The sequence below is a fragment of the Crocosphaera chwakensis CCY0110 genome (assembly GCF_000169335.1).
GTDB lineage: Bacteria > Cyanobacteriota > Cyanobacteriia > Cyanobacteriales > Microcystaceae > Crocosphaera > Crocosphaera chwakensis.
Map to the genome: position 1 here is coordinate 1 of NZ_AAXW01000025.1, position 16,449 is coordinate 16,449.

Annotated in this window: 15 protein-coding genes; 14 read left to right on the forward strand and 1 reads right to left on the reverse strand. The window is 37.2% G+C overall.

Going from position 1 to position 16,449, the window contains the following annotated elements:
• From CY0110_RS15670 to CY0110_RS15695, 7 genes are all read left to right on the forward strand, one after another.
• On the forward strand, nucleotides 1–2,647 hold a 2,647-nt coding region (locus tag CY0110_RS15670; protein ID WP_008276456.1), incomplete at its 5' end, for a response regulator.
• Nucleotides 2,648–2,650: 3 nt separating this feature from the next.
• Entirely contained in the window at nucleotides 2,651–3,574 is a 924-nt protein-coding gene (locus CY0110_RS15675) for a response regulator (RefSeq protein WP_035799619.1), read from the forward strand.
• A gap of 361 nt (nucleotides 3,575–3,935) precedes the next feature.
• Nucleotides 3,936–4,121, forward strand: coding sequence for a hypothetical protein (locus CY0110_RS28655; protein ID WP_071943848.1), 186 nt, complete (start codon nucleotides 3,936–3,938; stop codon nucleotides 4,119–4,121).
• A gap of 121 nt (nucleotides 4,122–4,242) precedes the next feature.
• Nucleotides 4,243–4,995: a HEAT repeat domain-containing protein gene (locus CY0110_RS15680; protein ID WP_008276459.1), complete on the forward strand. Its 753-nt coding sequence runs from the start codon at nucleotides 4,243–4,245 to the stop codon at nucleotides 4,993–4,995.
• Nucleotides 4,995–5,606: a flavin prenyltransferase UbiX gene (locus CY0110_RS15685; RefSeq protein ID WP_008276460.1), complete on the forward strand. Its 612-nt coding sequence runs from the start codon at nucleotides 4,995–4,997 to the stop codon at nucleotides 5,604–5,606. Before CY0110_RS15680 ends, CY0110_RS15685 begins: the two co-directional genes overlap by 1 nt.
• Before the next feature lie 41 nt (nucleotides 5,607–5,647).
• The gene (locus CY0110_RS15690) at nucleotides 5,648–8,110 is read left to right on the forward strand and encodes a pentapeptide repeat-containing protein (RefSeq protein WP_008276461.1); all 2,463 of its coding nucleotides are present in this window, start codon (nucleotides 5,648–5,650) and stop codon (nucleotides 8,108–8,110) included.
• Between the two features lie 77 nt (nucleotides 8,111–8,187).
• Complete coding sequence (locus CY0110_RS15695; RefSeq protein ID WP_008276462.1) at nucleotides 8,188–9,600, forward strand: protein adenylyltransferase SelO; 1,413 nt, start codon at nucleotides 8,188–8,190, stop codon at nucleotides 9,598–9,600.
• 125 nt (nucleotides 9,601–9,725) lie between these two features.
• Here the strand turns inward: CY0110_RS15695 and CY0110_RS15700 are convergent, their stop codons facing one another.
• Nucleotides 9,726–10,610 (reverse strand): glycosyltransferase family 2 protein, encoded by an 885-nt coding sequence (locus CY0110_RS15700; RefSeq protein ID WP_008276463.1) that lies wholly within the window; start codon nucleotides 10,608–10,610, stop codon nucleotides 9,726–9,728.
• Between the two features lie 166 nt (nucleotides 10,611–10,776).
• Between CY0110_RS15700 and CY0110_RS15705 the strand changes: the two genes are divergently transcribed.
• The 7 genes from CY0110_RS15705 (at nucleotide 10,777) to CY0110_RS15735 (ending at nucleotide 16,435) form a co-directional block, all read left to right on the forward strand.
• The gene (locus CY0110_RS15705; RefSeq protein WP_008276464.1) at nucleotides 10,777–11,826 is read left to right on the forward strand and encodes an adenosine deaminase; all 1,050 of its coding nucleotides are present in this window, start codon (nucleotides 10,777–10,779) and stop codon (nucleotides 11,824–11,826) included.
• A 190-nt stretch (nucleotides 11,827–12,016) separates the two neighbouring features.
• Entirely contained in the window at nucleotides 12,017–12,319 is a 303-nt protein-coding gene (locus tag CY0110_RS15710) for a YkvA family protein (RefSeq protein ID WP_008276465.1), read from the forward strand.
• Between the two features lie 18 nt (nucleotides 12,320–12,337).
• A complete protein-coding gene (locus tag CY0110_RS15715) occupies nucleotides 12,338–13,036 on the forward strand; it encodes a response regulator transcription factor (RefSeq protein WP_008276466.1) in 699 nt (232 codons plus the stop codon).
• A gap of 193 nt (nucleotides 13,037–13,229) precedes the next feature.
• Entirely contained in the window at nucleotides 13,230–13,523 is a 294-nt protein-coding gene (locus CY0110_RS15720; protein ID WP_008276467.1) for a hypothetical protein, read from the forward strand.
• Between the two features lie 246 nt (nucleotides 13,524–13,769).
• On the forward strand, nucleotides 13,770–14,885 hold the full coding sequence (gene pilM / locus CY0110_RS15725; protein WP_008276468.1) for a type IV pilus assembly protein PilM: 1,116 nt from the start codon (nucleotides 13,770–13,772) through the stop codon (nucleotides 14,883–14,885).
• Nucleotides 14,886–14,888: 3 nt separating this feature from the next.
• Nucleotides 14,889–15,620, forward strand: a complete 732-nt coding sequence (locus tag CY0110_RS15730; RefSeq protein ID WP_008276469.1) for a PilN domain-containing protein — start codon at nucleotides 14,889–14,891, stop codon at nucleotides 15,618–15,620.
• Nucleotides 15,617–16,435, forward strand: a complete 819-nt coding sequence (locus tag CY0110_RS15735; protein ID WP_008276470.1) for a hypothetical protein — start codon at nucleotides 15,617–15,619, stop codon at nucleotides 16,433–16,435. Before CY0110_RS15730 ends, CY0110_RS15735 begins: the two co-directional genes overlap by 4 nt.
• The last annotated feature ends 14 nt before the right edge of the window (nucleotides 16,436–16,449 follow it).

A 16,449-nucleotide genomic window follows, 5' to 3' on the forward strand; every position in this document is an offset into this window, starting at 1 on the left:
GTTATTATTTGGCGTGATTCAAGTTCGCTGGCGATATTATCAACGGGTGGAAAACTTAAAAACTAGGATAGAGGATTTAAGTAAAGAAATTCGTATTATTTATCAAGAATCCCAACTAAAACTGGACGACTTTACTTTAGAACGACTAATGAGGCAATCCAGTGTCAGTAATGACTTAATATACAGCTTAGTGATCAATGAAAAAGGACAAGCGGTCACTAGCTTTTTTAATCAGGAAAATTTTGCAGATTCCATGATCTTTTCCGATTTAAAACAAGGAAAAGTAGAAACACAATTACAAAAATTTCTCCAAGAGCCTCAAATTAGAGAAATACGCCAACCTATTATAGAATCTGGACAATCTTTAGGAGAAGTTCGTCTAGCTTATACCCTACAACCCACACAAGAAAGTAATCTGAGGTCAGCCGGCAAAATTTTAATCGCCTCATTAATTGTCAGTGGTATTTTAATCCTAATCATGTTTGTCATGTTTAGGCGAGAAGTACAACTTCCCCTAGGAAAATTAGTTAATAAAACCCAATCTTTATTACCCCAGGATAAACGCCCAACATTAACACAACGGGACGAACTGCATCAATTAGAAATATTAATTGCTACTTTAGGTCAATATTTTCAAGACCTTCAAGACTTACAGACAAAAATGGCTCAACAAAAAGCTTCAGAACAAGCTCTAGAAGAGCTTAATCGAGCGAAAAGTGAATTTTTAGCCATGATAGGTCATGAAATTCGTACCCCCTTAAACGCCGTCACAGGAATGACAGGGTTACTACTAGATACCCAATTAAATGATCAACAAAAAGAATTTGTCAGTATTATCCGTAATAGTGGGGAAAACCTGCTGACGATGATCAATAATATTCTCGATTTTTCCAAAATTGAAGCACAAAAATTAGAGTTAGAAGAACAACCTTTTGAATTAGGACCTTGTATCGAAGAGGTATTACGTTTATTTGTTTCCCAAGCTTCAAAAAAGAATTTAGAACTCGCTTATTTGATCGAATCCAACACGCCTAGTGCGATTATAGGAGACAGTACCCGATTAAAACAAATTTTAGCCAATCTAATTGGTAACGCTGTCAAATTTACCAAAAAAGGAGAAGTGGTTATTTATGTCAATGCCACACCAATAAAAAGCCGACAAGATAGCAAACAAAACTCTAGATATGAACTCCGTTTTGCTGTCAAAGATACAGGGATTGGTATTCCCTCAGATCGCTGTAATCGGCTATTTCAACCCTTTAGTCAAGTAGACGCTTCTACCACCCGAAAATATGGAGGAACCGGTCTAGGATTAGCCATTAGCAAAGGATTAAGTGAACTGATGGGGGGTAATATGTGGGTTCATAGTACAGAAGGCAAAGGTTCAACGTTTAACTTTACCATTCAGACCTTAGCTGCTCCTAGTTCTTCTCCCGCCACATCTCAAGAAGGAGAACGGGAGTTAATGGGTAAGCGAATGTTAATTATTGACGATAACCTTACTAATCAAAAGATTTTAACCAATCAGGCACAATCTTGGGGAATGTTTACCTGTGCCGTAGACTCCGGGGAAAAAGCCCTAGAATGGCTGCGACGGGGAATTACCTTTGATGTGGCTATTTTAGATATGAATATGCCTAATATGGATGGGGTAAACTTAGCTCGTCAAATTCGTCAACAACCGAACTGCAAGGGGTTACCCTTAGTAATGCTGAGTTCTATCACCAGAGCAGAAATGTCTGCTCAAAACAGTAAAGAAGAATTTGCAGCCGTTTTAATTAAACCCGTGCAACAGTCCCAACTTTACTATAGTTTGATGCAGATTTTTGCAGGGAATCCTATCAAAATCACCAAATCACAATCCGATCAATCTTTAGAAGAATCATTACTGGCACAAACAATTCCCTTACGAATTTTAGTGGCTGAAGATGTGGTCGTTAATCAAGAAGTTATCCATCTATTATTAGAAAAACTGGGTTATTGGGCAGATATGGTGAGTAATGGACAAGAAGTATTAGAAGCCCTAAAAACTCGCTCTTATGATCTTATTTTAATGGATGTGCGAATGCCTGAAATGGACGGTTTAACAACAACTCATCACATTTGTCGAACCCTATCGGCTGAAGAACGTCCTCGAATTATTGCCATGACCGCAGAATCAACACCCGGCGATCGCGAAAAATGTTTAGTTGCAGGAATGGATGATTACATTGCCAAACCAATACGCATTGAAGAACTAAAACAAGCACTAAGTCGCTGTAAACCTAGGGCAAAATCTGGGGCAGTTGATGACAAAATTTTGAACGAATTACGCAACATGGCAGGACAACGAATGAATGATATTATTATGGGATATCTCGAAGATGCTCCCCTACGCCTCAATGCGATGAAAGAAGCCATAGAGGTTGGAGATCCTGAGAAACTACGCCAGGCAGCCCATGCTCTGCGATCGCCAAGTGGCAATTTAGGAGCGACCACCCTCTGTCAATTGTGTGAGGAAATCGAAACAATTGCCCGTCGGAGAACTCTCGAAGGGACAGAGCAAAAAATCTTAAAACTCAAAGTTGAGTATGATCGGGTTTGCCACAGTCTGCAAAAAGAACTGAATAATCATCCTTTGATAAATAAGTTATCCTCTTATCACTAAATCGTGAAGCACCCAACTTTTAAACACGAAGATTGCTTAGTCCTAATTGTCGACGATGACCGCACTATGAGAAGTCTCTTAAAGATAGCCATGGAAGAAGAAGGCTATCAAGTTATCGAAGCCAAAAATGGTCAGCAATGTCTCGAAGAATATAGTCGTCATCAGCCTGATATGGTTCTATTAGATGCAATCATGCCAGAGATGGACGGATTTACCTGCTGTCAAAAACTGCGTTCTCTTAAGGGTAATATTTCTCTTCCCATTTTGATGATTACCGCTCTCGATGACCAAGATTCAATTGATCAAGCTTTTTTGGCAGGAGCAACGGACTATATTACTAAACCAATTTTTTGGTCTGTTTTGTCACAACGGGTTAATCATCTACTGTTGACCTGTCAAGCTCTAAGAGAGTCCGCAGCTTTAAAAACAAAATTGGCTAAACAGCAACAATGGCAACATCTGGGAACTCAAATAACCCGTCGGTGGCAAGAGTCTGGTCACCTTAAATCGATTTTTCAAGAGTGTTTAGAACAATTACAAACTCTAATTAATGCAGAACGGGTCGGTATTTATCGTGGAGATGGAAAATTGATGGCCGAGGCTATTGCCCCTGGTTACCCCTCGGTGACAACGTTAAAATGGGACAAAATAACTTTATTAACAGATTATCAATCTACCTACGAAAAAGGAGAAACTATAACACTCGATTTTTCCCAAGAAATTGACTTATGTGACGAAACACTCACTTGTTTTAAGCAATTATCCCTTAAATGTCTTACCCTAATGCCTCTTTTAGTCAAGGAAAAATTATGGGGCATTTTATGGATTCATCATTGTCGCTCAGCTTATTCATGGAAACCCTGGGAAAGGGAATATCTGAGTTATATAAACAATCTATTAGCATTTACTTCTGAGATAATTGATTAATTAAGAAAAATCTACGACTCCGTTAAATTGGTTACATCAAAATTTTTTGGCTTACCATAAACTCACATTAAGACATAAAGTCACAGATTACTCCGCCCTTCGGGTTCGCCAGTTGCTCCTCGACGGAAACCACCAAGACCGCACTGGACTGACGGTGAGACGATGGAGCCTGCTGTGACTGTTGGTCAATTATCACCCTCCGATTGCTTATTGCGACCGCCTACACTTCAGTGGCGGTTTTTTATTGTTAAGTACCATAATATTATCTGTTAATCTCTTAAAAAAATTAGTACAATAGAGAAGAGGAATTTTATTAAGTTTCTCTCTATATCCTTTAACAGTAAATCAAAACAATCATTTTATGGAATCTAGTAGCCCGTCAGGGAAGGTCTCTGAACCTCCTGCCCACAGATGGACTCACCTTATGGGAATAGCGATCGCTATGCTAACCCTCACACTGCCCATATCGGCCATTGCCTATTACTCTTCAAGTCAGGCAGTTCCCTCTTCTCCGACTCGTATTTATCTAGATAATCCCAGAGAATGATATAGATTAACTTATCAAAATAAAGCCATTTGACACAATAGGCCTTGTCTCATTAGCGACAGAATAAGACAAGAGACAAGAAACCTGATTAAATAGTTAGGAATAGGCTATTCTAACAACTATGCAAAGTGACAAAGACCTCAGCGTAATTGAGAGTGTAGATCAATTTGATGACCCTTTGGATCGCCTAGAATCTGTGGATACAAACGATCCTAGTCCCGATCCTGAGGAAATGCTGCCAAAATTGAGTGATGAAGACCCATCACAGCGAATGTTGGCAGCAAGAGCTTTTTGCGAACTAAAAGACCCTAGAGCCATTGCCCCATTAATTAAACTTTTAGACGATATTTGCCCTTTAGTCAGAGTTAGTACGGCTTATGCTTTAGGCAGAAATACCAGTTCTGAAGCGGTGACAGCTTTAATCGACCTGCTGGGGCGAGAATGGAACGGATATGTTCGCAAAGGAATTGTCTGGGCTTTGGGTAATGGCAGCGATCGCGCAAGTGTTCAACCACTAATCCATGCCCTAAGAACGGATATTTCTGCCGTACGTCTTTGGGCAGCTAGTAGCTTAGCACAAATTGCTAAACTAGAATATGACCATGCGATCGCAGCTATGGCTCCTCTCATTGAAGGATTAAGACGAGACTCAGTGTCCGCAGTCAGAGGAAACTGTGCTTGGGCTATTGGGCAATTATGTCGTGAACTACCCTCAAACGTAGTTTATGCCACTGCTATTGATGCTTTAATTGAAGCATTGGTAGAGGATGAAGACTACAGTGTAAAAGAAGATGCCAAAACTGCTTTATTGCGAGTAGGCGATCCCAGAGGAATGCAAATGATCGAGGATCTTGAATTAGAAGGACTGATTTAGTGACCAAACCGTTAATTTTAGGCATCAGTGGGGCATCTGGTTTAATTTATACTGTTCGTGCCTTAAAGTTTCTCTTGGAAGCTGACTATGAGATTGACGTAGTGGCTTCGAGGGCAACTTACATGGTCTGGAAAGCAGAACAAAATGTAAAAATGCCGGCTGAACCCGATTTACAAGAGGAATTTTGGCGAGAACAAGCAGGAGTCCCCCTAAAGGGAAAATTACGGTGTCATCGTTGGGCCGATGTAGGAGCAACCATTGCTAGTGGTTCTTTTCGGACTTTAGGGATGATTATTATGCCCTGTAGTATGAGTACGGTGGCTAAATTAGCCAATGGGTTAAGTTCCGACCTCTTAGAAAGGGCTGCTGATGTCCAAATTAAAGAAGGTCGTCCCTTGGTGGTGGTTCCCCGTGAAACTCCCTTTAGTTTAATTCATCTCCGCAATTTAACTGCGTTAGCAGAAGCAGGGGTAAGAATTGTTCCTGCTATTCCTGCTTGGTATCATCAACCCCAAACCATAGAAGATTTGGTAGATTTTGTGGTAGCTCGTACTTTGGATCAATTGAATATTGACTGTATTCCTATCACTCGTTGGCAAGGAGGAACTTAGGTCAGTTATCATTCAGGGGTTCATTGATAATTATTAATACAATGTTTATCACAACTGAATCTTTTAAATATAGAGGAGAAAAGGGAGAAATAATTGTATGGGAGAAAATAAAACAACTTTTTGACCAGAGAAAATGTCTCATTTACTGGCGTTACCCTATTTTTGGAATCAAGAAAAAAAATCGTAAAGAAGCTGATATTTTAATTGCAGATTTTAACTTGGGATTAATTATTATTGAAGTTAAATCTTTACTCATTGATCAAATTGTTAGTATTGAAGGACATAATTGGAATTATCGAAACTTTTATACCCCTTCAGCTAGTCCTTATAAACAAGCAGAAGCTCAATTATTTTCTTTATTAGAATATTTACAACAAGAACCTAGCTTAGGTAATCAAATTACAGCAAAAGTATTAATTGCTTTACCGTTTATTACCTCCAAACAATGGCAAATCAGAGGATTTCATAAATTGGCTAGTAATCCTCCTATTCTTTTTCAAGAGCATCTGCTTTCATTAGAAACTATTGATACAATTATCTTCAAAACGCCACCTATTATTAAAGGAAAAAAAATCAATAACTATCAATGGAATTTGCTATTAAATATTTTATCAGGAACTCCTATTTTACGTCGAAAATTCCATCCAGTTTTGAGTCAAGATAAGAGTAAAGGAAAGATATTACAAAAACTCAGAAATCATCTTCATCAATTTGATTTACAGCAGGAAAAAACTGCTAAACAAATACCTTCTGGATTTCAAAGAATACGAGGGATTGCAGGTTCAGGAAAAACTGTTTTATTATGTCAAAAAGCAGCAATAATGCACTTAAAATATCCTCAATGGAAAATTGCTGTTATTTTTTTTTCTCGCAGTCTTTATGAAGAAATTATACAACAAATTGATCAATGGGTTAGATATTTTACGCATCAACAACAAACCTATGATAAAAATAATCAACAATTACAAGTGTTTCATGGTTGGGGTTCTAGAGAACAATTAGGATTTTATCGCTTTTTATGTCAAGTGACTGGGGTGGTTCCTCTAGGAGTTGATCAAACAACTTTTCAAGAACCATCAGAAGCATTAGGAGAAGTGTGTTTTAATCTTTTAAATCAAATAGCTATTCCTCAGATTTTTGATGCTATTTTGATTGATGAGGGGCAAGATTTTATGGTTAAAAACTGGCTTTACCAAGGAAAACAGCCTTTTTATTGGTTAGCTTATCAAGCATTACGTCCTGTTGATACTGTTAATACTCAACAAAAAAGATTGATCTGGACTTATGACGAATTACAAAGTTTAGGGAATTTAAAAGTTCCTAATTCGAGTGAAATATTTGGAGAAAAATTCGGTAATATTGTTACAGGAAAATATGATAATGGTATTAACAAAACAGAAATAATGTCCTGTTGTTATCGTACACCTCATTTGATCATTATAGCTGCTCATGCTATGGTAATGGGATGGTTACGTTCTCAAGGAATATTAACAGGCATCGCGGACAAAAAAGACTGGAAAAAATTAGGTTACGAAATTGAAGGAGAGTTAAAAGAAGGACAAAATATAACTATTACTAGACCGTTAGAAAATTCACCTCATCCTTTACCTAAAGCCTGGAAAAAATCATTGATTGATTTTAATAAATACTTATCGAGACAACAAGAGATTAGTGCTTTATTTCAGAATATTCACAGTAATTTGCGTCGAGACGGATTACGACCAAGCCAAGAAATTTTAGTTTTAGTTTTAGGGAATTATTTTGAGTCCTTTAGATTACAACAAACCATAGCTAATTTTCTCATTCGACAAGGAATTGATATTTATATTCCAGGTAGTAAAACTTGTAATAATTTAAGCCAAGAAAATGATAATAATCCTAATCAATTTTGGTATGAAGGAGGCGTAACTATTTCTCGTATTCATCGTACAAAAGGACAAGAAGCGGATATGGTTTATATTGTGGGATTAGATCAAATTGCTAAAGTAGAAAATAACCTATTATTTCGTAATCAATTATTTGTAGCCATGACGCGATCACGAGGATGGTTAACCATCAGTGGAATTGGTAATTATTCTCTGTATCAAGAGTTAGAAAATGTTCTCAAACAAAAAGATAAATTCACCTTAACTTATAGTCATCCTCAACAAAGAGAAATAATGATTACAGAAGCAGCAGAATTATTACAACGCTATCAATTAGGAGAAAGAAACTTTCAACAAGCAGAACTTTCTAACATGAACTTACAGAAACTTAACTTAGAAAATATTAATTTGATCGGTGCCAATTTATCTGGTGCAAATTTGCAATACAGTAACCTTAACCGTGCTAAATTAATCGCAGCTAATTTGAAAAATGCTAACTTAAAAGGGGTTAGTTTAGTGAAAGCAAAATTAATTGGTGCTGATTTAACAAATACCAATTTAACTGATGCAGATTTAACCAATGCAGATTTAACCAATGTTATTCTCAATAATACTCAGGGAATTATGAAATATAACTGATAAAATTAGATGATAAATCAAGATAAAGGTAAAATTAAAATAGTAATAACTGATCACTGAAAACTGAAACCAATTCTATGACTTTAAACGGAGATAATCCTTTTCTTAATCTTAATTATGAACCTGCTTTAGAGAATTTAGGAGAAGACTACTATGATCAAGTACCAGCTGCAGAATTTCCTCAACATATTTTAAGGTTTCGTAATGACAATTTATTACCCAAATTAGGGTTATCATCCAATTGTGTAAATGACAACCATTTTATTGAAGCGTTTGGCAAATTTAAAGGAGTCAGACCCTTTTTAGCCTTAAGATATCATGGTTATCAATTTGGAGAATATAACCCCTTTCTAGGAGACGGTAGAGGGTTCCTTTATGGACAAGTTAGAGGGGTTGACGGAGAATTATATGATTTTGGCACAAAAGGGTCTGGACAGACTCCGTATTCGCGGGGTGGTGACGGGAAATTAACCTTAAAGGGAGGGGTTAGAGAAGTCCTTGCGGCCGAAACTTTACACAGAATTGGTGTAAAAACCTCCCGATGTTTAAGTTTAGTAGAAACTGGGGAAGCATTATGGCGAGGAGATGAACCGTCCCCTACTCGTTCGTCTGTTATGATTCGTATGAGTCGTTCTCATATTCGCTTTGGAACATTCGAGCGTTTATACTATATTAAACGACCAGATTTAATCAAGAAATTATTAGATTTTGTAATTAATATTTATTATTCAGAAATTGATTTACATTCATCGGATTGTTACAGTTTATTTTATCAAGAATTAGTGAAACGTCATGCTCAATTAACAGCACAGTGGATGGCAGCAGGGTTTTGTCATGGGGTATTGAATACTGATAATATGTCCATCACAGGGGAAAGTTTTGATTACGGTCCTTATGCTTTTATTCCTACCTATGATCCTAATTTTACGGCTGCTTATTTTGATTATGGGAAGCGTTATGCTTATAAAAATCAACCTTTAATTGTTCGAGTTAATTTGGAGATGTTACAGTTACCGTTAATGACAATTATTTCTCCTGGAAGTTTAGAAACCGCTTTAAATAATTTTGATGATTACTATCAAAGTGCGTATACTCAAGAAATGTTGAAAAAATTGGGACTATCTGGGTTAATTGAAAACGGGAATGAATTAGTTGAAGTAACTATCGATGCTTTGAAAAAGAGTCAATTTCCTTATCATCAATTTTTTATTGAGATAATGACCCAAATTAATCAAGGTTGGTGGGAAGATGAATCTACTATCTTAGAAAATAGCAATTTACCCGAAATTCATTGGAAAAATTGGCGAAAACTGTATTACCAAACCCTTCGTAAAATTTCTCCTGATGAGATCGATGAGATAATTAAACAGATGAATGAATTTAATAGTAAAGTACCTTTGCTGAGACCTCAAATTGAATCAGTATGGGAAGCGATCGCTAATGAAAATAATTGGCAACCTTTTAATGAATTAGTTAGCAAAATTCGGTAGTGATATAACGATCTCTTGCGCTTAGGGAGTTTTAGCACAGTCCAAAGTCAGAATTGAGCGATCGCTGTTATTGAATATAAAAAGGTGTTTTGTTACTAGCATTCTTTATTTACTAACAAGACGGTTTAGCATAAAGGGTTAGCGGGTTCTTCAGGATCTGGATATTTGAGAGAATTAGGGTAAGGAGATTCTAAATTAGTTTCTCTTAACTCATCCACTTTTAAGAGGATTAAATATTCATAAAACGCTTGTAAAGTACACCAAGCAAACCCTGCTTTGCCGTCTAAAATTCCCCCTAAAATAAAATACATATAAAACCAACGAACAAGGGGACGCAAAGGCAGTCTTAACGATAAATCTTTTAAGGCTCGTCTACGTTCAACTTCTGTTGAACCAAAAAATAATTTTTTCCAATTAATACCCCCTTGTTCTAATTGATAGAGAGTTTCTTTCGCTTCATCGGTAGAATAACGATTATGTTTTTCAATCCAACGGCTTAACCCTTTCCCACAAGTATAATGGGGATAGGTTTCTTTAAGAAAACCCACGGGTCCAGTGTAAATTTCTCGTTCGGTGTGGCCATAATCTCCAAACCAGACTTGACCTTTTTCAAATAAACGCATTTGATAACGAGGATATTGGGTACTATGACGAATCCATTGACCCATAAAGATAACCCGTTCTGCTACATAATAGCCAATCGCTTCTTTGCTTTGACTGACTGCTACACATTCAGCAAATAATTCTGGGGTCATGCGTTCATCCGCTTCTAAAATATAGACCCATGGATGTTTCGTTGGGATGTTTTTTAGCATCCAAGTCCGTTGTTTTCCGTGACTTTCAAATTCGTGTTGAACAATTTTTACAGGGTAACGAGAAGCGATTTCTGTGGTGCGATCGCTACTATAAGAATCAATCACAATCACATCATCCGATAAAGCAATTACCGACTCAATACACTCGGCAATATCGACTTGTTCGTTATAGGTCAGAATATAGACAGAGATCATTAATCTTTAAGACTATTTTAAGCTTATGGTCAAAATTTAAAGGTTTTTCTTCTATGAGTTAGTTTATCAAGGGAATTAAAGTTTGTCCTTCATGTTTCCTAATTTGTAACATTCCCTGGATAATCGCTATAAAATAAATCTTAATATACAGCACCAGGAGGTTTTTGTGGCACTTTACGCGGACTTACATCGTCATCTCGGAGGTTCTGTGGTTCCTCGCATTCTTTGGCGATATTTCAAGCGTCATAACCCAGACATGGCGCAACGGTTTCCTGAATACCCTAGTTTTGAAGAATTTTATACGCGCAAACGAAACACCCTGGATGAATATTTAGAACTCCATACTTTAGTCGAAAGTGTACAAACTGAACAAACCCTTCCCTACTTCATTTATCGTTTAATTCGTGGAGCTTATATTTTTGAAAATTTGGCTTATTTAGAATTACGTTATACCCCTTATCTTCGGACTCCAGAACATCTTAATCAGTCTCAAAGAATTGAGGCGATGACTAATATTGTCGAGATAGTTGGTAAGGCTAGTCAAGTCAAAGAATATCCGATTATTATTAGTCAAATTCTTTGTATGCACTCTCGTTTACCCTATGAAGTCAATAAGGCGATCGTTGATTTAGCTGCACACATGAGAGATTATGTCTGTGCTATTGATGTAGCCGGGGGAGATTCTCACTATGGGGAACGATTAGATGAGTTTATTGATCTGTATAAATATGCGCGATCGCTCGGATTAAAAACCACTGGCCATGTTTATGAAACCCCTGATGGTTGTTATCCTGAATTGTTACCCTATTTAATGCGGATTGGTCATGGTATCCAAATTCCTTTAAAGCATCCTGAACTATTACCCGAACTCGCTGAAGCTAATCAATGTTTAGAAGTTTGTCCTACCACTTATTTAAAAACAGGAACCTTAGAGGATTTATACCAGTTAAAAACAGTGTTTGATCGCTGTTTTGATGCCGGGGTTGATATAGCTATTTGTACGGATAATGCAGGGCTTCATAATGTTCGTTTACCGTTTGAATTTGAAAATCTTTTGACTCAAGATGTGATCGATTTTCATCAGTTGCAAGCTTGTCAAGATGCAGCGTTTCGTCATGCGTTCGCTTGGCCTTATAAGGAACCTCCTGCTTCTTTATTAATTGGTTTGCTTAATGATGATTCTTCAGAAGAGGAACAAGAATTATTGTCGGTTTAATCTTTCCGTAGAGGTGTTTAATAAAACATCTCTACAATAAATAAAACTACTAAAATCAACTATGAATAATTTAGAAGTTGTTCAAAATCTATATAATATCGGTTATCCGTACCTAACTGATTACAAATTATTTAAGCTAAACTGTAAATAGTAGTTTAATGATCTAACAACACCTATTAATAATTATATAATGAAATTTCCTTTACAATTTGTTTATGATTGGTATCGTAGAGTGATTCGTCATCCTCAATATGGTTGGCTGGTAATTTTAGGAACGTTAGTTTATTTTGTCAGTCCCTTTGATATTTCTCCCGATATCTTTCCTATTGCTGGACAAATTGATGATTTCGTGTTACTAACATTATTAATAACAGAGTTATTTTCAATGGTAGTTGAAAGATTACAAAACTCCAATCAAGTGACCGTAGAAGATTCTCCAGAAGGTCAGACAATAGAGGTGAATGCGGTTTCTGTAGATGACAGTTCAAATTAGAATAGATAAACTAAAATCATGAGTGATTCTGCAACAATATTATTAGTAGATGATGAACCGAGTATTAGAGAATCGGTACAAGCTTATTTAGAATATAGTGGAGATTTAACAGTTAAAGTTGCAAGTAATGCAACGGATGCTTGGCAAGTGCTAGAAAAGACAATTCCTGATGTAATTATTTCTGATATTATGATGCCAGAAGTAGATGGCTATGAGTTTTTAGAAAAGTTAAGAAATGACTCTAGATTTGAAGGAATTCCTGTTATTTTCCTAACCGCTAGGGGAATGACTTCTGATCGCATTAAAGGTTATCATTCTGGTTGTGATGCTTATTTACCCAAACCGTTTGATCCCGAAGAATTAGAAGCAATTGTCAAGAATTTATTAGAACGGCGCAAAACAAATGAGAAAACCGCTACTGACTCAGTAAAATTAGAAGAAATTGCCCAAGAAATTCGAGAATTAAAACAACAACTAGGACAGCAACAAAACACTTTAATCACTACACCACCACCGATAAAAATTGATTTAACCCCTAGAGAACAAAGCGTTTTAGACTTGGTTGCAGAAGGTTTAATGAATAAAGAAATCGCAGCCCGTTTAGAGACAAGTGTGAGAAATGTAGAAAAATATGTCAGTCGTTTGTTTAGTAAAACAGGGACAAATAGTCGTACAGAATTAGTGCGTTTCGCCTTAAAACATGGATTAACAGAGTAAAATAAAAATTAAAACTAAATGTATGAAAATAGCTTGATGAAAAATTTAGACTTATTAGGATTTCGTAAGTAATACAGCGAATTTTTTCGTAAAATTTTGTCAGTAATCAATATGATCCTTATAATGCTGAAAGAATACCTCAATAAATAATTATTCTGCTTTGTACTAAGAACTTATCTGGTGTATTTTGAGCATGAGAGTTTACTTAGAAGATGATCTTTTATATATTAATCAAGAAGATTTACCTCACTATAAAAAAGGCGGATCAATAGTAAGAAATAGTTATTTTTGGGCATTAAAATCCATTAGTTGTTATTCAAGAAGAGGACAAGATTGGGAATTTGATGCCGTGGTTTGGGTGGCATTATGTCGTATGTTGTTATCCTTTGCTGAGTCAGGATATTTAGGAGACTCAGAAACCTTATTAGAGTTTGATGTAGATACTCCTATTCCTCAAGCTTTGCGGTCAGTTTCTACCTGGTTGTAACCCTGATACTCTTTATCCTTACCGAATTTTCTCCGAGTGTATTGACTTAACCGAATGAGTTATACAACGAATTAACCATTATTATCAGAGTTTTCCTCTATTTCATACAACAAAACGTTAAGTCCGTGGGATGTCAGGAAAATTTAAGTTACATTAGAACGGGAACCAGATAAATGTGATCTCGATCAACATTGGTTGCCAACATTGTCCACTAAAGAATAGATCAAGTTCCATTTAGTTAAAGATATGTTAAGCCGTATCCAAGAGACCATTGGGGGTTTATTCGGAGGTAAATCTGATGGGGTAGGTTTAGAAATCACCTCTGAAAGATTGAATCTAGCCAAACTCGCCAAACATGGTCAAGGCTATAAAATAGCAAAGTTTTGTACTGCTGAAATACCTGAAGGCATTTTTGAAGAGGGAAAAATTGTTGACTCTCCAGGATTAGCTGAACTGATTCAGGAGTTCTTAACTGAGAACAAAATCAAAACCAAACGAATTGCCACAGCAGTCCCCATGCGAGAAGCCATTATTCGCATTATTCCTGTTCCCGCCGAACTAGATGAAGCAGAATTGCGGGATATGGTCTTAAACCATGAGGCTGCTTTGTACTTACCTTATCCCAGAGAAGAAGTCGATCTAGATTACCAAAAATTAGGCTTCTTTGAAGACGAAGATGGGATCGAAAAAGTACAAGTTCTGCTCGTAGCTACCAGACGGGAAGTTACAGACTCTTATATGGATACTTTTGGTCAAGCAGGATTACAAATTGATGTCTTAGAGATCAATAGTTTTTCTGTGATTCGTACCATTCGAGAACAATTGCGACAATTTGGGTCAAGAGAAGCTGCTGTATTAGTAGATGTGGAATTCGATAGCACAGAGATTGCTATTGTAGTCGATGGGGTTCCCCAATTTTCTCGAACCGTTCCAATTGGAACGTTTCAGATGCAAAATGCTCTCTCACGGGCCATGAATTTACCCCCTTCTCGTAATCCAGAGATTCTTCAAGGAATGACTATTCCTGTGACCCAGTTTGATAGTTTAACCACCCAAGGAACAGCCGTTAACCCCGGAATGACCGCATTAATGCGAGTATTAGGAGAATTAACCGACGAGTTACGCCGTTCTATTAACTTTTACTTAAACCAAAGTGAAGAACTAGAAGTGGTTCAATTATTATTAGCAGGGCCAGGAGGGGGGTTAGTACAGTTAGACGAATATTTTACCCATCGTCTTAGTTTACCGACTATGCAAATTGACCCCATTGCTGCCTTATCCTTAGAAATGGATAAGGACATTCCTGCCGTTCAACGGCCAGCCCTTGGAACAGTGTTAGGTTTAGGATTACGGGAGGTGTAGTCCATGTATAGTTTAGATGTTAATTTCCTTAAAGATCGTCATCTTGAAACCAGTAGCAAAACAACCCTAGTCAACCAAACTCGTGGTGGCCCATCGTTAAAAGAACAATTACCTTTGATAATTGGGGGTGCAGTAATGGTCGTATTACCTGCTATCACTGCCAGTTCATTGTTGCTATTGAATCAGTTATCTTCTTCAACCGAACAAAGAATTCAACAATTAGACACTCAACTAGGACAATTAAACTCACAGAACCAAAGTATTGAAGAAATTAATGCCAAAGTCGAGCAAAATAACCAAGAAGTTCAATCTTTAGTCACTGTGTTTAATCAAATTCGCCCTTGGTCAGCTATTTTGAGAGAAATTGAAACGCAAATTCCTGCCAATGTTCAAGTCGGGTCTATTGTGCAAACGGATACTGGAGTGACCATTGGGGGTTATGCCATGGGTTATGACGACCTCAATGACTTTGTCTTGACCTTACAAAGTTCTCCTTTGCTCAAGGCAGAACAAACAATGATTGAGACAGCCACTTTAGAAGACTTTCCTATAGAAACCAATAATGCCCCTGAAAATGTAGAAATTGAGTTTCCTCAAGGGGTTAAATATACCATTACCACAGCCATTAGCGATCGTCCGTCGTCGGAGTTACTTCAAGAATTTGCTCGTAGTGGGGCGACTGGTCTTGTTAATCGCATTAGAACCCTTGAAAATAAAGGAGTGCTTAAACCATGACCTTCTCAGAAGAATTTACCAGTACACAAACCGATATAGATTTTGATGACCTTGGTAGTAATTATCCGACGGCCTTTGGCATAACCTTTACCCCACAAGTCAGTGGCATTGGCTTAGGATTATTGGGATTAGTGGGTTCCGTCTATGTCGCATTGACGTTTGTTAAACCAGCCTACGATAACTATACTCAACTCAGAGCTACCGAAGCTGAGAAATTAGCTCAAGTTGAGCAGCAAGAATCAGGAGAACTCAGCAAAAAAATGTTAGATGCTGAGCAAAAATTGAGAGAGTCAGAAGCCTTAAGAAGCCAAGTATTATCCTTGTTTTCTAGCGAAGAGAGCCTCAAAACCCTTCTGTTTGATATTAATCAATTAGTTCAAAAACACCAAGCCGAATTAGTGAGTTTTCAACCCAATGGAAACATTACAGTGGTTAATGATGGCTCCCTGGGAGAAGGAGTAAATGGTCGTCTCAAACGGCAGCAGTTTAATTTAACCGTTAGGGGGGATTTTGGCTCAACTCAAAGTCTTCTCAGAGATTTAGAACGGCTACAACCCTTGTTAGTCATTCAAGGACTTCAATCTAATTTAGCCGAACAACAATTTATCATTGACATTGTTAACGTAAAACAACAAGGAGGGCAAACGGTTGTCACAGGACAAGCAAACAGCCAAGGCAACGATTCTTTAGAAACCAGTTTTACTTTAGATGCTATCTTACCCTTAAGTCCAGAGGAAGCAGCAAAATTAACTCCTGAAGGAGAAACCCCTGAAGGAGAAACTCCTGAAGGAGAGGAACCAACAGAAGGACAATAATCCTCATCTGAAAT